The 19,408-nt window shown below is 72.5% G+C and carries 17 protein-coding genes and 1 riboswitch; of the genes, 4 read left to right on the plus strand and 13 right to left on the minus strand.

Annotated elements, in window-relative coordinates; translation table 11 throughout:
• Window positions 1–133: 133 nt before the first annotated feature.
• The 6 genes from JAV76_RS02165 to JAV76_RS02190 form a co-directional block, all read right to left on the minus strand.
• Complete coding sequence (locus tag JAV76_RS02165) at window positions 134–379, minus strand: LuxR C-terminal-related transcriptional regulator (protein WP_198732362.1); 246 nt, start codon at window positions 377–379, stop codon at window positions 134–136.
• A 366-nt stretch (window positions 380–745) separates the two neighbouring features.
• The gene (gcvH, locus tag JAV76_RS02170; RefSeq protein WP_198732433.1) at window positions 746–1,117 is read right to left on the minus strand and encodes a glycine cleavage system protein GcvH; all 372 of its coding nucleotides are present in this window, start codon (window positions 1,115–1,117) and stop codon (window positions 746–748) included.
• A gap of 92 nt (window positions 1,118–1,209) precedes the next feature.
• Window positions 1,210–2,346, minus strand: a complete 1,137-nt coding sequence (gene gcvT, locus JAV76_RS02175; RefSeq protein ID WP_198732363.1) for a glycine cleavage system aminomethyltransferase GcvT — start codon at window positions 2,344–2,346, stop codon at window positions 1,210–1,212.
• A complete protein-coding gene (gene gcvP, locus JAV76_RS02180; RefSeq protein ID WP_230401765.1) occupies window positions 2,346–5,309 on the minus strand; it encodes an aminomethyl-transferring glycine dehydrogenase in 2,964 nt (987 codons plus the stop codon). The genes gcvT and gcvP overlap by 1 nt, the downstream gene beginning before the upstream one ends.
• Window positions 5,310–5,523: 214 nt before the next feature.
• A riboswitch (glycine riboswitch) is annotated at window positions 5,524–5,621 on the minus strand.
• 35 nt (window positions 5,622–5,656) lie between these two features.
• Window positions 5,657–6,607: a DUF368 domain-containing protein gene (locus tag JAV76_RS02185; RefSeq protein WP_198732365.1), complete on the minus strand. Its 951-nt coding sequence runs from the start codon at window positions 6,605–6,607 to the stop codon at window positions 5,657–5,659.
• A 115-nt stretch (window positions 6,608–6,722) separates the two neighbouring features.
• Window positions 6,723–7,907 (minus strand): pyridoxal phosphate-dependent aminotransferase, encoded by a 1,185-nt coding sequence (locus tag JAV76_RS02190; protein WP_198732366.1) that lies wholly within the window; start codon window positions 7,905–7,907, stop codon window positions 6,723–6,725.
• Window positions 7,908–8,011: 104 nt separating this feature from the next.
• On the opposite strand from JAV76_RS02190, the gene JAV76_RS02195 reads away from it, so the two are divergent.
• Window positions 8,012–8,851, plus strand: a complete 840-nt coding sequence (locus tag JAV76_RS02195; RefSeq protein WP_198732367.1) for a GNAT family N-acetyltransferase — start codon at window positions 8,012–8,014, stop codon at window positions 8,849–8,851.
• On the opposite strand, the gene JAV76_RS02200 is transcribed toward JAV76_RS02195, so the two are convergent.
• Window positions 8,823–10,046 (minus strand): App1 family protein phosphatidate phosphatase, encoded by a 1,224-nt coding sequence (locus JAV76_RS02200; protein WP_198732368.1) that lies wholly within the window; start codon window positions 10,044–10,046, stop codon window positions 8,823–8,825. The genes JAV76_RS02195 and JAV76_RS02200 overlap by 29 nt on opposite strands.
• Window positions 10,047–10,158: 112 nt before the next feature.
• Here JAV76_RS02200 and JAV76_RS02205 point away from each other — a divergent pair, with 112 nt between their 5' ends.
• Entirely contained in the window at window positions 10,159–11,550 is a 1,392-nt protein-coding gene (locus JAV76_RS02205; protein ID WP_198732369.1) for an outer membrane protein assembly factor BamB family protein, read from the plus strand.
• A gap of 42 nt (window positions 11,551–11,592) precedes the next feature.
• On the opposite strand, the gene JAV76_RS02210 is transcribed toward JAV76_RS02205, so the two are convergent.
• The 3 genes from JAV76_RS02210 to JAV76_RS02220 form a co-directional block, all read right to left on the minus strand.
• Entirely contained in the window at window positions 11,593–12,159 is a 567-nt protein-coding gene (locus tag JAV76_RS02210) for a low molecular weight protein-tyrosine-phosphatase (RefSeq protein WP_198732370.1), read from the minus strand.
• A gap of 638 nt (window positions 12,160–12,797) precedes the next feature.
• Window positions 12,798–14,318, minus strand: a complete 1,521-nt coding sequence (locus JAV76_RS02215; RefSeq protein ID WP_230401697.1) for an alanine/glycine:cation symporter family protein — start codon at window positions 14,316–14,318, stop codon at window positions 12,798–12,800.
• A gap of 133 nt (window positions 14,319–14,451) precedes the next feature.
• On the minus strand, window positions 14,452–15,357 hold the full coding sequence (locus JAV76_RS02220) for a LysR family transcriptional regulator (protein ID WP_198732372.1): 906 nt from the start codon (window positions 15,355–15,357) through the stop codon (window positions 14,452–14,454).
• A gap of 143 nt (window positions 15,358–15,500) precedes the next feature.
• Here JAV76_RS02220 and JAV76_RS02225 point away from each other — a divergent pair, with 143 nt between their 5' ends.
• Together JAV76_RS02225 and JAV76_RS02230 are read left to right on the plus strand one after the other, a co-directional pair.
• On the plus strand, window positions 15,501–15,917 hold the full coding sequence (locus JAV76_RS02225) for a CBU_0592 family membrane protein (protein ID WP_198732373.1): 417 nt from the start codon (window positions 15,501–15,503) through the stop codon (window positions 15,915–15,917).
• A complete protein-coding gene (locus JAV76_RS02230; RefSeq protein ID WP_198732374.1) occupies window positions 15,918–16,973 on the plus strand; it encodes an LLM class flavin-dependent oxidoreductase in 1,056 nt (351 codons plus the stop codon). It begins immediately after the preceding gene.
• A 66-nt stretch (window positions 16,974–17,039) separates the two neighbouring features.
• Here the strand turns inward: JAV76_RS02230 and JAV76_RS02235 are convergent, their stop codons facing one another.
• The 3 genes from JAV76_RS02235 to JAV76_RS02245 form a co-directional block, all read right to left on the minus strand.
• Window positions 17,040–17,528, minus strand: coding sequence for a hypothetical protein (locus tag JAV76_RS02235; RefSeq protein ID WP_198732375.1), 489 nt, complete (start codon window positions 17,526–17,528; stop codon window positions 17,040–17,042).
• A gap of 139 nt (window positions 17,529–17,667) precedes the next feature.
• Window positions 17,668–19,011 (minus strand): permease prefix domain 1-containing protein, encoded by a 1,344-nt coding sequence (locus tag JAV76_RS02240; RefSeq protein ID WP_198732376.1) that lies wholly within the window; start codon window positions 19,009–19,011, stop codon window positions 17,668–17,670.
• The gene (locus JAV76_RS02245) at window positions 19,011–19,373 is read right to left on the minus strand and encodes a PadR family transcriptional regulator (protein WP_198732377.1); all 363 of its coding nucleotides are present in this window, start codon (window positions 19,371–19,373) and stop codon (window positions 19,011–19,013) included. Before JAV76_RS02245 ends, JAV76_RS02240 begins: the two co-directional genes overlap by 1 nt.
• Window positions 19,374–19,408: the final 35 nt, after the last annotated feature.

Genomic DNA, 19,408 nt, shown 5'->3' on the forward strand with positions numbered 1-19,408 from the left:
ACCGAGTCTCCCAGCCCACGGTGTCGTGCGTGTGTCGGACGGGTCTCGTCCTGGCGGACGATGCCCTTCCCGCACGCCCTGGGTGTCCGGCCGAGTGACCACGGTGCCGCTCGGCCCTTCCGGGGTGGGGCGCTCAGCTGTCCGCGTCGTAGAGCCCGGCCTCGCGGGCCCACTCCACGGCCTCGGCACGGGTCGAGACGCCGATCTTGCGGTACACGCTGCGCACCTGGGACTTCACCGTGTTGCGCGTGACGAAGAGCTTCGACGCGATCTGCTCGAGCGTCACCTCCTCGGTGAGGTTCGACAACACAACTCGCTCACGTCGCGTCAGCGAGCTGTTTGAGGGCTTCGCCGATCCCGACAACTCCATCGTGGTCATGCTTCCTCCAACATCCTGCCGGTGGCCCAGTGATTCTGGATCAGGTGACCGGTCTGTCCTGCTACAAGGAGAGAGGGGATGATCGCCGGTCCATGACGCGGTTCTCATCCCTTTTTTTCTTGTCAATCGTGTCGAGCTCGTGAGCCTGACCACCAGGAGGATGCGAAAGCGCAGGTCACCCCCCTGACGACCGTCACCACGCGAGGTGCGAGCCATGAGCTCAGCCTCGTCGCTGACCTCTCACCCGCCTACCCCTCTCTCCAGGGTAAACAGACAAAAGGTCCAGTGCCTCTCGAACAGGACACCCGGCTTATCGTCATCACCCTCACCCCCTATGAGCGACTCACCCGCTCCGTTATCAAAACGTTAACTACCGACGGTCCGCTGGTACTCGTCCGCGGTCATGACGGGACCCGCCTCCGTGACGTCCACCTTGAGGAGCCACCCCGCACCGTAGGGGTCGCTGTTCACCAGGTCCGGGCTGGCCACGGCGTCGTCGTTGATCGCCACGACCGTGCCCGTCACGGGCGAGAAGAGCTCCGAGACCGACTTCGTGGACTCGATCTCACCGACCACCGCACCCGCGGTGATCGTGGAGCCGACCTCGGGAAGCTCGAGGTACACGATGTCGCCGAGCGCGTCCTGCGCCGTCCACGTGATGCCGACGGTGGCAGGGCTCTCGTCGGTGAGCCACTCGTGCTCAGCCGTGTACTTCAGACCTTCGGGGAAGTGCGACATCCGGGGACCTTCTCTCATGGTGTTCTCATCAAAGGGTATACACGAGGGCGAACCAGCACAGCGGGGGCGTCCCTTCCCTGGGACACCGCGGGTCAGCGAACGCGGGAGTAGAACGGCATCTCGACGACCTCGGCGGCCTCCGCACGGCCCCGGACGTCGACCGCGAGGCGCGTCCCGACGGCCGACAGGCCCGGCGTCACGTACGCCATCGCCACCGGGTACCCGAGCGTCGGGGACGGCACGCCGGAGGTGACCGTCCCCACCGGGGCGGGCGTCTCGGCACCGTCGAGGACCGCGTACCCGGCGCGCGCCGGGCGCCTGCCGAGCATCCGCAGGCCCACGAGCACCCGTCCCGGGTCCGTCCCCTGGAGCGCTGCCAGCGCCTCGCGGCCCACGAACGGCAGGGGCTCGCCGGCATCGTCGGTCTTGTCGAGGCGCACGACCCGGCCGAGGCCGGCCTCGTACGGCGTGGTCCCGCGGTCGAGCTCGTGGCCGTACAGCGGCATGCCTGCCTCGAGACGGAGGCTGTCGCGCGCCGACAGCCCCGCCGGGACGAGCCCCAGGGGGGTGCCCGCCTCGAGGAGCGCGCGCCACAGCCCGGGCGCGGAGTCGGCAGGGACGAACAGCTCGAAGCCGTCCTCCCCCGTGTACCCGGTGCGCGCCACGAGGGCGTCGACCCCGGCGACCTCGGCGCGCTCCACCGCGTAGTAGCGCAGCGCCCGGAGGGCCTCCACCGACCCCGCGGCGGTGAGCGACGTGACGATCTCCTCGGCGCGCGGCCCCTGCACGGCGACGAGCGCCGTCGCGTCCGACGTCGAGGTCACGGTGGCGTCGAACCCGGTCGCCCGCTCCACGAGCTCGGCGAGCACGACGTCCGCGTTGCCCGCGTTGGCGACCACGAGGACCTCGTCGTCGGCCAACCGGTAGATCACCAGGTCGTCGACGACGCCGCCGTCCTCCTGGACGAGCATCGAGTACCGCGCGCGCCCCACGGCGACCTTGCTCGCCCACCCCACCAGCGCGTGGTCGAGGGCGGCCGTGGCCTGCGGCCCGGTGACCATGATCTCGCCCATGTGGGACAGGTCGAAGAGGCCGGCGGCGGTGCGGACCGCCGCGTGCTCCGCGATATCGCTGCCGTAGCGCAGCGGCATCTGCCACCCGCCGAACTCGGTGAGGTTCGCGCCCAGGGCGACGTGCTCGTCGTGCAGGGGGCTGGTCCGGTCGCTCATCAGTTCTCCTCGGGTGCGGCGTCGTCGGCGTACGCCTCGATGGGTGGGCACGAGCACACGAGGTTGCGGTCACCGCGGGCCCCGTCGACGCGTCGGACGGGCGGCCAGTACTTCGCGGCGCGCAGCGACGCCACCGGGTACCCGGCCTGCTCGCGGGTGTACGGGCGGTCCCAGGCGTCGGTGACGAGGCTCGCCGCCGTGTGCGGGGCGTTACGCAGCGGCGACGCCGCCAGCTCCCACGTGCCGTCGGCGACGGCGTCGATCTCCGCGCGGATCGCGAGCATCGCGTCGACGAACCGGTCGAGCTCGCCCAGGTCCTCGGACTCCGTCGGCTCCACCATGAGGGTCCCGGCGACGGGGAACGACAGGGTAGGCGCGTGGAACCCGTAGTCCATGAGGCGCTTGGCGACGTCCTCCGCCGTCACGCCCGTCTGCGCGGTGAGGGCGCGCAGGTCGAGGATGCACTCGTGCGCGACGAGCCCGCCCGGGCCCGTGTACAGCACGGGGAACGCGTCGCGCAGGCGCGCGGCGAGGTAGTTCGCGGACACGACGGCGATCTCCGAGGCCCGGCGCAGGCCGTCCGGTCCCATGAGGGACACGTACGCGTACGGGATGGGGAGGATCCCTGCGGACCCGAAGGGTGCGCCCGCGACGGGGGTGGCACCGTCGGGGTCGAGCGGGTCACCCGGGAGGAACGGCACGAGGTGCTCCGCGACACCCACGGGGCCCACGCCGGGCCCGCCGCCGCCGTGCGGGATGCAGAACGTCTTGTGGAGGTTCAGGTGGGACACGTCCCCACCGAACTGCCCCGGCTTGGCGAGGCCGACGAGCGCGTTGAGGTTGGCCCCGTCGATGTACACCTGCCCGCCGGCCGCGTGGACGAGGTCGCAGACCTCGCGCACGTGCTCCTCGTAGACGCCGTGCGTCGACGGGTACGTGATCATGATGGCCGCGACCTCGGAGCCGTGCTGGTCGAGCTTGGCGCGGAGGTCGTCGAGGAGGATCTCGCCGTCGTCGGCCGTCGCGACGACCACGACGCGCATGCCCGCCATGGCCGCCGACGCCGCGTTGGTGCCGTGCGCGGACGCCGGGATGAGGCACACGGTGCGGCCGCCCTCACCACGGGAGCGGTGGTAGTCGCGGATGGCGAGGAGACCGGCGAACTCGCCCTGCGACCCGGCGTTGGGCTGGACCGACACGGCCGCGTACCCGGTGATCTCCGCGAGGGACGCCTCGAGCGACGTGATGAGCTCGGTGTACCCGGCGGCCTGCTCGCGGGGCGCGAAGGGGTGCAGGCCGGCGAACTCCGGCCAGGAGACGGGCTCCATCTGGACCGCGGCGTTGAGCTTCATGGTGCACGACCCCAGCGGGATCATGGTGCGGTCGAGCGCGAGGTCCTTGTCGGCGAGGGTCCGCAGGTAGCGCATCATCTGCGTCTCGGAGCGGTGCGCGTGGAACACGGGGTGCGTGAGGTAGTCGGACGTGCGGCGCAGCGCCTCGGGGATCACGGACGCGGGGGTCCCCGCGTCGTCGGTCCGCGGTCCGCGTGCGGCGTCGAGCCCGGCCGTGCCCTCCGTGAAGGCGGCGACGACGGTGCGCACCGTCTCCGGCGTGGTGGTCTCGTCGCACGCGACCTGCACGTGGTCCGCGTCCGGGGCGTAGACGTTGACCCCTGCGGCGTCGGCGGCGGCGACCACCGCGGCCGCACGGCCGGGCACCACGGCGCGCACGGTGTCGAAGAAGACGTCGTGCTCGACGGTGACTCCCGCCGCGCGCAGCCCGTCCGCGACGGCCACGGCCCGCGCGTGGACGCGCTCGGCGATCCCCCGCAGGCCCGCGGGGCCGTGGTAGACGGCGTACATCGACGCGACGATCGCGAGGAGCGCCTGCGCGGTGCAGATGTTGCTCGTCGCCTTCTCGCGGCGGATGTGCTGCTCGCGGGTCTGCAGGGCGAGCCGGTAGGCGGGGTCCCCGTCGGCGTCGACGCTCACCCCGACGAGCCGGCCGGGGAGCATGCGCTCCACGCCGGAGCGCACCGCCATGAACGCGGCGTGCGGACCACCGTAGAACAGGGGGACACCGAACCGCTGGGCGGACCCCACGGCGACGTCGGCACCGACGTCGCCGGGTGCGGTGAGGACCGTCAGGGCGAGGAGGTCGGTGGCGACGGTGACGAGCGCACCGGCGGCCTTGGCCTCGGCGACGAGGGGTCCGAGGTCCCGCGGCCGGCCGCTCGCCCCGAGCTGCTGCACGACGACGCCCACCACGTCCGCACCGACCATGCCGGCCTCGGCGAGCGCGACGCTCACCCCGTCGGCGTAGCCGCCGGTGAGGTCCGCGACGACGACGGGCAGCCCGATGGCCTCGGCCCGGCCCTGCGTGACTGTCAGGGACTGCGGGTAGAGGTCGGCGTCGAGGACGACGACGCCGGGTCCGTCGGCGGGCTTGCGGCGAGCGGCGCGCCACATGAGGGCGACGGCCTCGGCGACGGCGGTGGCCTCGTCGAGGAGGGACGCGTTGGCGACGTCGAGGGCGGTGAGGTCGCTCACGACTGTCTGGAAGTTGAGGAGCGCCTCGAGGCGGCCCTGGGAGATCTCCGGCTGGTACGGGGTGTACGCGGTGTACCAGGCGGGGTTCTCGAGGACGCCGCGCCGGATCACGGCGGGGGTGATGGTGTCGAAGTACCCGAGGCCGATCATCTGCGTGCGGGTCTGGTTCTTCGCGGCGATGCCGCGCAGGTCCGCGAGGACCTCGGCCTCGGTGCGAGCAGCGGGGAGATCGAGGGGCCCGTCGAGCCGGATCGACGCGGGGACGGCGGCGTCGACGAGCGCGTCGACCGTGTCGTACCCCAGGTGGGAGAGCATGTGGGCGACGTCGTCGCGCTCCCCCGCCTCGGCGTCGCGGGGGCCGATGTGGCGGTGGACGAACGTGTCACCGGTGCTGAAGGGCTGTGTCACGACCAGGTCTCCTGAGGGTCGAGGACGGCGTGGTGCCGCCCACGGGCGTGGGACCCTCCCCGCTCTGTCGTCGGACGCACGCGTCGACCTGAGAGTTTTGCCGGTCCACCATGCGCGACGCCCGGGAGGGCTGCGCGACGGGGTGCGCCGACTTGCACCGTCGGTGAGGCACGCGACCCGGCCGCTGCGCGACCGGGTGGTGCCTGCTGTTCAGAGTTGCCTCGCCGTGACGGTACTGGGGCCTGAGAGTTTCCCGGGGAGGATTTGCTCCTTCGGCGCCCGGCCGTCGGGACGGCCTGGCTCTCCCGCCATGGTTCGAGCGGCAGTATGTGGTTGTCGGGTCATCCTAGCCGTCAGCGGTCGCGGACCGGCTCGTCCCCTGCGGGCTCGAGGACGTCCTGGCCGCGCAGGGCGCGGCGCTTCACGAGGACGGACTCGGCGACCACCATGGCGGTGACGACGACGATGCCCGCGACGAAGAGCAGCACGACACCGGTGAGGTCGTCGTCGGGCGCGAGGACGCCGCCGTCCTCCGTCTGCCACGGCCACAGGGCGCGCAGGGACCCGACCATGAGGCCGGTCATGGCGGCGAGGGTCGCACGGCGGCGGTGGAGGAGGAGCCACTGGAGGACGGACACGAAGGACCCGAGACCGATGATCGCCCCGAGGACGAACACCCCGAGGTAGACGAGGTCGCGGTCGTTCACGGCGTCGAGGGTGGGCGCGTAGAGCCCGAACGTGAGGAGGAGGAACGACCCGGAGAGCCCGGGGACGACGAGCGCGCACACGGCGACGGCCGCCGCAAGGGCGACGAGCGGCAGCGGGGGGTCGAACGGGTCGACGGCGGGGATGCTCGTGAGGGCGAACGCGATGACGGCGACCACGGCGGCGATCGCGTACTCGCGGCCCTTCCAGGCGCCGCCGACCATGCGGACGGGCACCACGAGGGACGCGACGATGAGCCCGGCGAACACGGCGCGCGTCTGGACGGGGTGCTCCTCGAAGAGGGGCGCGACGAGCGCGGACACGGCGACGATGGCGACGAGCATCCCGATGCCGACGGGCAGGACCACGCCCCACCGCACCTGGTCGAGGTGCTCCTTCGCCCGGTCGAGGCCCTCGCGGCGCACGGTGCCGCGGACCGCGTGGACGACGCCGCGCACGAGGTGGCCCGCGGAGTTGATGAGGTCGTCGTACACCCCGACGATGAGGGCGATGGTGCCGCCGCTCACCCCGGGGACGATCTCCGCCGTCCCGATGAGGGCACCTCGGCCGAGGTTCGCGGCATGGGCGAGCACGTTCACGTGGGGTCCTGTTCGTCGGGGTGCGCGGCCGTCGGTCCACCCGGCGGCAGGCACACGATATGCCACCGGGACGGGTGTCCGCTGTGCCGGTTCCGTGTGGATCGTCGGCAGGCTCTCAGGAGGCGCCCGGGAGGGTCCCCTGCCAGGCCACGATGCGGTCCACCGCCTCGCTGACGGTCTCGGGGGCGGCCGCGAAGGACAGCCGCACCCAGTCGTGACCGGCGACCCCGTCGAAGTCCGTCCCGGGGGTGAGCGCGACGCCCGTCTCGGCGAGGAGGCGGGCGCACCAGGTGACGGAGTCCAGGCCGGACCGGGAGATGTCGGCGTACACGTAGAAGGCGCCGTCGGCGGGCGCGACCCGGTCCCACCCGAGCTCGTCGAGGCGGTCGAGGACGAGGCGCCGGCTCACGGCGTACTGCTCGACGTTGGCGCGCGCGGCGGCGTAGCCCTCGTCGCTGAACGCAGCGACGCCGGCGTGCTGGGCGAGCGCGGGCGGGCAGAGCGCCACGTTCCCGGCGAGCGCGTCGACGGGCCCCACGAGGTCGTCGGGCAGCACGAGCCACCCGAGGCGCCACCCGGTCATGGCCCAGTACTTGGAGAAGGAGTTCACGACGACGGCCCCGCCGGGCAGGTACCGGGCCGCGGTGGGGGCCGTCTCGGCAGCGTCGTCGTAGGTGATGCCGTGGTAGATCTCGTCGCTCACGAGGCGCACGTCGAACTCCTCGCACCAGCCGGCGAGCTCCGCGAGACCGGGCGCGTCGATCATGGTGCCCGTGGGGTTGGCCGGGCTGGCGACGACGAGCCCGTCGAGACCCCCGTCGTAGTAGGCCTCGCGCAGCTGGGACACGGTGGGCTGGTAGCGGGTGTCCGGCCCGCAGTCGAGCTCGACGACCTCGCACCCCAGGCTCCGCAGGATGTTCTTGTACGCCGGGTAGCCGGGGCGGGCGAGGGCCACGCGGTCGCCGACGTCGAACGCGGCGAGGAAGGCGAGCATGAACCCGCCCGACGACCCGGTGGTGATGGCCACCTGCGCGGGGGTGACGTCGACCCCGTACCAGGAGCCGTAGTGGTCGGCGACGGCCTGCCGCAGGGCGGGCGCGCCCATGGACTCGGTGTACCCGAGGTCCCCGGCGGTGAGGAGGTCGACGGCCCTGCGGCGCACCGCCTCGGACGCCCCCGTCGAAGGTTCACCCGCGCAGAGGTTGAGGACGCTCTCGCCCGCGGCGCGTCGCGCGTTGGCCGCCGCGAGCACCTCCATCACGGCGAACGGCGGGACCTGGGCGCGTCGCGAGACCTTCATGGGCCCATCCTCGCAGCACCCGTCGCGCCGCTGCCCGGCGGGGGTGGTGAGCGTTACACCCCGACGAGGTCGTCCTGGGGGCCTCGCGCGCCGACAATCGAGGCATGCGAGAGATCACCGACGTCGCCGAGCTGCGCGAGACGTGCGCCGACGACCAGCTGTGCGTGTGGGCGGCCCAGGACCTGGGCACCACGCGCGCATGGGTGTCCGACGACGGCCGCGCCGTCGCCGTGGCGGCACCCGAACTGTCCCGCTGGGACAGGGTCGCCCTGTGGGGCGCCCCGGACGCGGCCGCACCCCTGGCCATGGAGGTGCTCGACCTCGTCGGGCCCGTGTTCCGGCCCTTCGGCGACCCGGCGCTCATCGACGCCGTCATCGGCGCCGAGCCCGCGCTGGAGAGCGTCGCGACGTTTGGCTGGATGGGCACCACCCGGACGGAGCACCCGGGCGGGTGGTCGCGAGACGGTGCCGAGTGGTTGCCGGCGTCCGCCGACGCGGAGGTCGCAGCGTTCGTCGACGACGTGTCGCCCACGTCGTACGCGCTGCCCGGCATGCCCGCCGTCGAGCGGTGGGCCGGGGTGCGCGGCGACCACGGCGACCTCCTCGCCGTGGGTGCCCTCGCGTGGAACGCGCCGAGCATCGGGTTCCTCGCGGGCATCATGGTCGACCCCGCCGTCCGCGGCCGCGGCCTGGGACGGCGGGTGTGCGAGCTGCTCCTCGACGAGTCGCTCCGCGAGCGCGGTTCGGCCGCCCTCATGGTCGACGCGCAGAACGTCGCCGCGATCCGTCTCTACGAGGGGCTCGGCCTGACGTACCGCGACGTGCGCGTCGCGGCGATCGTCGGGTCCCCGCAGGGTGGGCCCGACGAGTCGGTGCGGCCCGCGGGGGCCGTGGTCCCCGCGCGGCGGCGCACCCTCAGCGGGTCGGGGTCGTCGGGCCGCTGAGGACCCCGACCTTGCGCAGCTCGCGGCCCAGGCCCTCGCCGTCCGGGGCGGCGACCACGGGCACCGTGTCGCCGGCGTCGGCGCTGGACTCCTTGCGCGACCGGGCCGTGGGCGTGGGCGCACCGTGGGCGAACACCTGCTGCGCGGCGGACAGCTGACGGATGGCGACGGCCCGCACGTGGTCGGGGTGCTCGTCCGTGAAATCCTTGTAGAGGCCGGGGTCGTGCTGGCCGTCGTCGCCGACGAGGATCCACCGCACGTGCGGGAGCTCGTCGGCGAGCCGCGCCAGGGTGCGCCGCTTGTGGTCCTGCCCGCTGCGGAACCAGCCGGTGTTCGTGGGACCCCAGTCGGTGAGGAGCAGCGGCCCGGCCGGGTAGCGGTGGTGCGCGAGGAAGCGGCGCAGGGCGGGCGCCACGTTCCACGCCCCGGTGGACAGGTACAGCACGGGGATGTCGTGGTGCTCGGCGTCGATCTGCGCGTAGAGGTCCGCCATGCCCTTCACGGGACGACGCGCGTCCTCGTGGAGGACGAGGCTGTTCCACGCGGCCACGAGGGGACGCGGGAGGGCCGTGACCATGACGGTGTCGTCGATGTCGCTCACCATGCCGACGTGCTCGTCGGCCGCGAGGACGCGCACGGGGGCGCTGACGGAGGGCCCACCGACGGGCCGGACCTCGACCTCGTGCCACCCGGCGGGGAGGGACGCGGGGACCACGTGGTCCACGTAGCCGCCACGGTCCGCGGTGACCCGGTGCACGGCACCACCGACGAGGACCTCGACCTCGGCGTGCGGCAGCTGGGCCGTGAAGAAGCTGCGCCACCCCCGGACGGCACGCAGGGCCGCCGGTGTGGTCGACCTCACCGGTGCGGGGCCCGATGCGGCGTCGGACTTCTTCGACTCGGGCTCGGGTGCGGAGTCCTCCGGGCGTGCCGTGGGGTCGTGGCGCTCGGTCTCCTCGCTCTCCGCCGCGGGGGTCGCCCGCGCGGCCGGGGAGAGCATCACGCGACCCAGCACGCGGACCCAGCCGTCCGACGTCGCGTCGTCGGAGCCCGACGGGCCCTGCGCCAGCCCGTACCCCGTGTACGGCTCGACGCGCGCCCGCCACCCCTTGCGGCGCAGGAACCGCGCCACCACGGCGTAGACGCGGTCCTCGATGCGGCTGGCCCGGTGCGGTCGGCTCGACGTGTCGCTCATCCTGCGGAGTCTTCCAGTGGTCGCCGCGTCCCGCGACGGGACGGGTGGTGGGACGCCCCGGACGGTGCCCGCCGGCGTCCGGGGCACCAGTTCGGAAAGGTCATACTGTGGGATGCTCTCGCGACCGAGCGCCCGCCGCTCCCTCGTCATCGCCGTCGTCGGCCTCCTCCTCGTCGCCGCCGCGGTCGTCGCAGCGCTCTCCCTGCGCGACGACGACCCGGCACCCGTGGCGTCCCCCGCACCGGGCTCCGTGACCGAGGTGGTCGCCGACGAGGGCCCCACCGACATCGGCGACACGATCCTCGCTGAACCCCGCAAGGAGTGGCAGGTCAGCGCCGCCGAGCTTGCCGACGGTGCCGAGGGTGCCGAGGGTGCCGGTGACGCCACCGTGGCCGTGCCGACCGTCGACCCGAACGGGCGCGCGAACGTCTCGGACGTCGCCGTGGTCCTCGTCACGAGCGACGAGGGCAGCGCCGTCGTCGGGCTGGACCGTGCCACCGGTGACGAGACGTGGCGGTCCACGACGGAGGGCACGTACGCGGAGTGCTTCGTCGTCGGCGACGGCCGCCGCACGTCGTGCGTGCTCCCCGACTCGCGCGCGGAGACCTTCCAGGTGGTGACGTTCGACAGCGCCACCGGTGACGAGCTGGGGCGCGACACGACGACGTTCCGGCCCTGGTACGTGGTGGGCGAGGGCGACGACCTCGTGGTCGCCGGCAACGACCAGCACGACCGGTCGATGCACGCCTCCCGCGGGACGGTCGACGACCTCGACCGGTCGTGGTCCCGGTCGACGGACCCCGGGTTCGTGCCCGTGGCGTCGTTCTGGGGCGAGTACTCCTCCCTCGAGGGCCGCGCGACCATGAGCATCTCCGGGGCGTCCATGGTCGTGGACCTCATCAGCGGGAAGGGCCCCCAGGGCGCCATCGACGTCGAGGGCCTCTACACGTTGTGGCCGCGCAACGGCACGGTGCTCCTGCGCACCCCGGAGGACGGGGTGCGGCAGGCCGAGTTCACGAACTCCGCCGGGACGATCATGACGCAGGGCTCCCCGTGGTTCCGCCTGGGGTCGAGCGACGCGATGGCCCAGGTGTTCGGCGCCGGGACCCGCGCCTACGACATCGCGACGGGCGAGGAGCTGTGGTCCGTGGACCTCGAGGCCGACGGGGCGCGCATGACGACCGTCGAGGACCTCGTGGTCGTCGACTACGAGGAGGAGGGTGTCAGCGGGCTCTTCGCCCAGGACCTCCTCACCGGTGAGGTGCGCTGGCACTCGAGCGTCGAGCGCTGGGCGACGGTGTCCGTCCACGGTCCCGTCCTCCTGTACTGCGGGCTCGCGCAGTGCGAGGCCGTGCGCATCGCGGACGGGGAGCACGCGTGGGCGCTGCCCCACACCGATCCCGTCTCCCCCGAGGACCGCATGCCGCACGTGCGCGCGTCGGTGTTCGTCGACGGTCTCGTCACGGAGCACGCCGACGTGGTGCGGGGCTTCAGCTTCGACTGACGGCGCCTGGCTCGACGGCTGGGGACGGCCGGAACCCGCGGCTCAGCGTCGGGCGACGGCCTCGCGGACGTGCGCGACGATCCCCTCGACGGCCGCCTCGACCTGCTCGAGGCACACGTCGAAGTCCTCCGGCCCCCCGTACCAGGGGTCCGCGACGTCGAGGTCCCGGTCGTCGTCCGTGCGGGGTGCGGCGGCGTCGAACGACCGGAACATGCGGAGGTCGGGTGCGGCGGTGGTCTCACGGGAGCCGTCGAGGAGGCGTCGCAGCGCGCGGGCGTGGTCCGCGGTCATGGCCACGACGAGGTCGCGGTCCCGGAGCTGCTCGGCGGTGACCTGCCGGGCCGTGTGGGACCGGAGGGCGTCGTCGGTGTACCCGGCGGACCGCAGCACGTCGAGCGCACGGTCGTCCATGGGGTTGCCCGTCTCCTCGGAGCTCACGCCCGTCGAGTCGACGACGACCCGGTCCGCGAGGCCCTCCTGGGTCAGCCGTTCGCGAAGGACGACCTCCGCCATGGGCGACCGGCAGATGTTGCCCGTGCACACGGTCATGACGCGGTACGGGGCATCGGGTGCGGCGGGTCCTGACGTGGTGTCTCTCGGTGCGGTCATGCACCCATGATGCCGGGATCCACGGGCGTCGCCCGTCGTCGAGCACCGCCGCGCGGGCCCTCGTGACCGGCACGCTCAGCCTCCGGCGAAAAACCCTTGAGCGTCCTGGCGGGGCGGGCGTACCGTCGGAGGCACATGGGAAAGGAGGTGGTCCAAGACATGATTTCTCTTAGGACGCGTGAGGTGACTGTCCGCTAGTCGCCATGCTCTCGCCGGCACCATGCCGGCAGCGCAGGTCCGCCCCGCGGGCCGGTGCTGAGCGAAGGACGGCCGGTCGGCTGCGCCGATACCCGGGCCTCCTCTCCCCCACGCGGGAGGGCGGCAGCGAGTACCAGGCAGTCACCGAGGCCCGTGGGAGCCGTGGACCCGTCCACCACGGCACGGAGGACCCCCTCCATCCCACGGGCTTTCCCATGCCCGCACACGAGCACGCCTCACCCCAGGCACGCACACCCCTCTCCCTCGCTCCCCTGCTCACCTGTTCCGGGCGAGCACGCACGACAGGGCGTGCTCCCGTGGACGATACGTGCGCTCGAGCGCACGTCCTGTCCACGAAGGCACGCCCCGTCGGGGCACTGCCGGGTGGTGAGGACCTCAGGTCCTGGGTACCCAGGGTCCAGGACGCGGTGGGGGAGCTGTCAGGCCGTGGGGCCGCTCGCGTCGGCCTCGGCGTCGGCGTGGACCAGGCGGTCCGCCTTGCGGTCCTCCCAGTACTCCCGGAGCTCCTTGCGGACCACCGGGAACAGCAGGTACAGGCCGAGGATGTTGATGAACGCGCAGAGGAAGAGCATCGCGTCGGCGAGGTTCACGACGTCGCCGAGGGTGACGACGGTCCCGAACGCCGTGAAGCAGATGAACACGACCTGGAAGACGCGCTCCTTGACGACGGACCGGCCGAAGAGGGTGGTCCACGCCTTCTGCGTGTAGTACGCCCACGTGATGAGCGTGGAGAACGCGAAGAGCGCGACCGCCACGGCGAGGATGTACGGGAACCATGGGAGGACCGTCTCGAAGGCGTCCGACGTGAGGGTCACGCCGTCGCCGGGACCGGCACCGCCCGCGGCGACCTCCTCACGACCGTCCAGCCAGGACTGCGGCCGGGCGATGACGATGGTGAGCGCCGTGAGCGTGCAGACGACCACGGTGTCGATGAAGGGCTCGAGCGTCGCGACGAAGCCCTCGGTGACGGGCCGACGGGTCTTCACCGCGGAGTGGGCGATGGGTGCGGAACCGACACCCGCCTCGTTGGAGAACGCCGCACGCTGGAACCCGATGACGATGACGCCGACGATGCCGCCGCCCACACCGGTCGGGGAGAACGCGCCGGAGATGATCTCGCCGAAGCCCGGGATGATCTGGTCGACGTTGACCGCGAGCACCGTGAGGCAGGCGAGGATGTAGATGAGGCCCATGGCGGGGACGAGCTTGCTCGTGACCCGCGCGATGGACTTGATGCCGCCGATGATGACGATCCCCACCCCGGCGGCGAGCACGAGGCCGAAGAGCAGCGCCGCGCCGTCGCTCGCGAGCGGTCCGTCGTCCCCGCCGGTGACGTTGCGCGCCTGCGCGAACGTCTGGTTGGCCTGGAACATGTTCCCGCCGACCGCTCCGAAGAAGAAGATGGACACGGCGAAGATGCCCGTGAGGACCTTCGCGGGAATCGCACCGAATCGCGCGAAGGCGATGGGCAGGTAGCGGAAGGGCCCACCGGTGATGGTGCCGTCCTCGTGCTCCTCGCGGTACTTCACGCCGAGGGTGCACTCGACGAACTTGGTGCACATACCGAGGAGGCCCGCGACGATCATCCAGAACGTCGCACCGGCCCCACCGATCGTCACGGCGATCGCGACACCGGCGATGTTCCCGAGGCCGACGGTCCCGGAGACGGCGGAGGACAGCGCCTGGAAGTGGGAGACCTCGCCGGGGTCGCTCTTCTTGCCGTACTTGCCGCGGACGAGGGCGATCGCGTGGCCGAACCCCCGGAACTGGATGCCGCGCAGCGCGATCGTGAAGAAGACCGCCGCTGCGATGAGCCAGACGATGAGGATCGGAAAGCTCGTGTCGCCGATGCTCACCGAGTAGAAGATGATGTTCGAGAATGCTTCTGCGATCGGCGAGAACGCCGAGTTGATGGACCCTTCTACGTCGCTGATTGACAATGCCCAGATCTGACTGGCTGGTTGCATCGTCGTATTTCATCCTATGTGATGTCCGTCACGCAAGTGCTGGCGGTGACTTCCGCGTGACGATCATGTTTCGGGGTCGTTGCCCGCACCATACCCACAGACCTCCTCAGGTGAGGTCGAGCTCCGCCACCTGGGCGAGGAGGACGTCGATCACGGCGAGGACGGCCGGTGCGGGCTCGTGCCTGTTGGCCCTGTGACGTGCGGCGATGCGTCGCATGCCGAGCCCGGCGATGGGGACGACGTCGACCCCGGTGAGGTCCGCCCCGGTGAGCGCCAGGGCGGGCAGCAGGGCGACGCCCTGCCCCGCGGCCACGAGCGCGATGGCCACCTCGTAGTTGTAGTAGCTGTGCTGCGCGGCGCCCGTGCCACCCGCGACGTCGACGACCCGGGCGAGCGCGCGGGCTGCGGCGGTGCTCTTCTGCGCTCCGATCCACACGACGTCCTTGAGGTCCTGGACGCTCGACGGCACGGCCATGCTCGTGGGGACGGCGAGCTTCCACGGCTCGTCGACGAGCGGCACCTCACGGAACCCACGGGGCACGGGCCGCTCGGCCGAGAAGTCGTGCTCGAGGATGGCGAGGTCGAAGTCGCCGCTGCGCACGCCCCGCACCGCGTCGTCGGTCTCCACCTCGTGGACGGTGACCTCGATCCCGGGCGCCACCTCGGCGAGCGTCACGAGCATGGGGGCGACGACGCTGCGGATGACCGTCTGGAACGCCCCGACGGCGATCCGTCCGCTCACGTCGGGACCGATCGTGGCGACCTGCTTGCGCGCCTCGACGAGCTCCGCCTCGATCCGCTCGGCCGCTTCGGCGAGGACGAGCCCCACCGCTGTGAGCGTCACGCCGCGGGGCCCGCGGTGCATGACCTCGACCCCTTCCTCCGCCTCGAGCTTGGCGATCTGCTGGGACACCGCGGACGGGGTCAGATGCAGAAGATCTGCAGCCGCAACCACGCCCCCGGCCCGGTGCACGGCAAGGAGGACGGCAAGCCTCTTCGCATCCAAAGTCATGTAGGCAGCCTACATGGAGGATGGAGAACGATTCGATTGTGCTTAAGCGATTTTCGTCTCACCATTGTGGTGTCGCACCTCTCGGGAGACCTGCCGGTGGCACGGCCCGATCCCACACCTAGACCCTTCTCAGGAGCACCGCCATGTCCGCTGCCGCCTCGATCGCCCTCACCGCCTCCGGCTGGATCGGCGCCATCGCCGCCGTCATCGCCTACGGCCTCGTCACCACCAAGCGCATCACGCCCGACTCGCTGCGCTTCCAGGGCCTCAACCTCGTCGGCGCGGGACTCATGGGCATCAGCTCGACGGTGTACGGCGCATGGCCGTCCGCCGTGGTGAACGTCATCTGGGTGGTCATCGGCTTCTTCGCCATCCGGGCGCTCGTGCTGGCCCGCCGCCGCGCCGTCGCCCCGCTGACCGGGACGCTCGACGAGGCCGACCTCGCCGCCGGGGCCGAGGCCACCACCGACGTCCCCCACGTCGCCGACGCCCCCGAGGCGGTCCCCGCCGTCGTCCCCGCCGAGTGGAATAGCGAGCAGCGCACCCCCGTTGCCGCCTGAGTGACCCCTCAGCCCGTTCGCTCGCTCTCCGTCCTCGACCTCGTCTCCGTCCGCACGGACCAGACGACGCCCGACGCGCTGGCCGCCAGCACGTCGCTCGCCCGCACCGCGGACTCCCTCGGGTTCTCCCGCTACTGGGTGGCGGAGCACCACAACATGCCCGCTGTCGCCTCGACCAACCCGGCGGTCCTCGTCGCGCTCCTCGCCTCCGCCACGGAACGCATCCGGGTGGGGTCGGGCGGGGTGATGCTGCCCAACCACGCCCCCCTCGTCGTCGCGGAGCAGTTCGCGCTCCTCGAGGCCGCCTTCCCGGGGCGTGTGGACCTCGGCATCGGACGCGCCCCGGGCAGCGACCCCGTGACGAGCCACATGCTCCGGGCCGCCGCCGCCCGTGGCAACGACTCCGTCGACACGTTCCCCGACGACGTCCGTGACCTCGTCGACCTCATGTCGCCCGAGGGCATGACGCTCGACCTGCGGGGCCGCAGCTACGACCTGCGCGCCACTCCGCGAGCCGTGTCGCAGCCCACGACATGGCTCCTCGGGTCGTCGATGTACTCGGCGCAGCTCGCGGCCTCGCTCGGCCTGCCCTACGTGTTCGCCCACCACTTCGCCGGTCAGGGAACCGCGGAGGCCATGGCCCTGTACCGGTCGTCGTACACCCCGTCCGAGCGGCACCCCGAGCCCACGACCTTCGCGATCATCAACGCCGTGGTCGCCGAGGACGCCGAGGAGGCGCAGCGCCGGGCGCTGCCCTACGCGCTGTCCATGGTGCGTCTGCGCACCGGGCAGGGCCTCGGGCCGCTCGAGCTCGTGGAGGACGCGGAGCGCATCGGGATCCCGCCCGAGCACGCGCCCCTGGTCCGGCAGATGCAGGCCGCCTGGGCCGTCGGGACGCCCGACGTCGCCGCCGCGAAGGTCCGCGAGCTCGCGGAGACCGTCCGGACGGACGAGGTGATGATCGCCCCCGTGTCGTCCGCGTACCGCGGCGCGTCGCCGACGGCCGGCGTCACCCGGGAGGAGACGCTCCGCCTCCTCGCGGCCGAGCTCGTCTGACAGGACGCGCGACGGCCCCGGGACGCTCGGCGGAGCGTCCCGGGGCCGTGCTGCGTCCGTGGCAGGTCAGCCGGCGCGGTGCTCGCCCTTCGGGGCGTCCGACGTCGGGGCCTCGGTCCGCCCGCCCGTGGGCGTCTGGTCGGCGGACGTCGAGTCGGTGGGTGCGGCCGACCGGTGCTCGCCCTTCGGGGCGTCCGCCCCGGCGGGGTCGAGGGTGTCGGCGTGCCGCAGGTGGTCGTCGAGCTCCTTGCGGGAGTCCGTGGCGCGCTCGGTGCTCTCGTGGGCCCGCGCCTGCAGCTCGGCGGCGTCCGCGGCCCGGGCGTCGGCCTCGGCCTGCGCGAGGCGCGCCTCGGCGTCGACGCGGGCCGCCTCCGCCTCCTGGCGCTGCACCTCGACGCGCTCCTGGTCGGCGCGGCGGCGCAGCTCCGCGGCCTCGTGCCGGTCCTTCTCCTCACGGGTGTCGCGGCGTTTCCTGCTCACGATCACCACCGCGGCCACCACGGCTGCGAGCACCAGGACGCCGATCACGATCCAGATCCAGACGGTTGTCTCCATGACGTCTCCTCGACTCGGGGTATGTGAGTCGATTCGACTGCCTGGACGGCCCTCCCGCAACCGGAGACGCGCCCGGCCACCTGCTGGACGTCGGCCTCCTGACCGGCCACGACGCCCGGCAGGCCGGCCGCTGGGCGGCTCACTCGAAGCCGAACACCGGCGGGAAGACCACGACCACGACGGCCGCCCACACCGCGTACACGGGCAGGAACCGCGTCTGCCACCGGCTCAGGGCGTCGAAGGGCCGGCGGCCCCTGAGGAACGCGAGCAGGAGCACCGCGGCGCCCACGAGGTGCACGAGGAGAAGGACGTTGAGGCCCAGCGCCGCGACCTTGTTGGCGCTGAACCCGAACTCCGCGATCCGGGTGAGCATGGCGGTGAGCGCCACGGCGTCGACGGCGAGCGCCGCACCGAGGAGGGCGAGCAGCAGCCCGTCGAAGAGGCCGGGCCTGGCGAGCGGGTCGCGGGCGGACACGGAGTAGAGGAGGAGCCCGAGGACGAGCACGAGGATGGCGTCCATGAGGATGAGCAGCCCGCGGTCGGCGTCCACGAGGCCGCCCGCGGTGGTGAGGACCGCGAGGAGGACGAGGAGCATGACGAGCGTCAGGGGTGTGAAGACCCGGGTGAGGACGGGGGCGATGTTCTCGACGACGTCCTGCTTGGCCTCGACGAGCCATGCGGCGACGACGAGGGCGCCGGGGACGGCGAACGGCAGGATCCAGTTCTCGATCGCGGGTTCGATGTCCATGCCGGCGAGGTCCACGACCCCGGCGGTGAGTCCCACGAGCACGGCCCCGCCGAGGGCGAGCAGGGTGAGGTAGACGGCGAGCTCGCCGGTGAACCGGGCGAAGTCCATCCGGTGCGCGTCGGACCGCCACCGGCCGCCGACGTAGGCGACGCCGACGAGCGCCCAGAGCGCGACGGGCGCGTGGACGGCGGCCAGGACGAGCGTGGTGCCCGCGGACCCGAAGGGGTAGAGCGCGAGGACGAGCGCGAGCACGGCGTACGGAACGGCGAGGACGCCGAGGACCCGGGCGGTGAGCTGCCGCTTCCACGCGAGGTAGGCGCCGAGGAACGGGAGGACGAGGAGGCCGACGGTGCGTGTCATGACGTCCTCGTCGAGGATGCCGAGGCCGATCCGCACGGTCGCCCCGGCGCCGAGCGCGAGGGCGAGGACGACGGCGAGCTCGCGCCACGAGCGGCGCGCGTCGTCGGCCTGGTCGGGGACGAGGACGAGCTGCTTCCACAGGCGGTCGGAGTGCTCGCTGGCGAACTCCCGCGACACGGCGTCGAGGCTTCCCATGCGTCGGACCGCGACGAGGAACGCCTCCTGGTCGTCGAGGCCCGTGGCGACGAGGTCGGCGACCCTCTCGCGGAGGTGGTCCTCCATCTCGTCGACGTCGGCGGTGGAGATGGCGCGGTGACGCCGGACGTAGGCGCGCCACTGGTCGATCTGCACCTCGAGCTCGGTGTGCGTGGTCATCAGGCCCACCCCTCCGCGACGGCGGGCGGGGTCTGGACGGAGTGCCACACCTGCTGGAGGGCGGCGGCGACGACGGCCCACTGGGCCTGGCGCTCGACGAGGACCTCGCGACCGGTCGGGGTGATCGCGTAGTGCTTGCGACGCCGGCCTGTGTCGGAGCTGCCCCAGGCGGAGGAGACGTAGCCGAGCCGCTCGAGACGGTGGAGGAGGGGGTAGAGCATGCCGTCGGTCCACTGGAGGCGGCCGCCGGACATGTCGGTGACCCGCTTGAGGATGGCGTACCCGTAGGACTCGCCCTCGGCGAGTATCCCGAGGACGAGGGGCGTCGCGGCGGCGGCGACGAGGTCCTTCTCGATGTGCATGATCGCTCCATACCTAGTAGCGCTAGGGTTTGGAA

Origin of the sequence: Sanguibacter suaedae (assembly GCF_016342785.1) — a bacterium.
GTDB classification, from domain to species: domain Bacteria; phylum Actinomycetota; class Actinomycetes; order Actinomycetales; family Cellulomonadaceae; genus Sanguibacter; species Sanguibacter suaedae.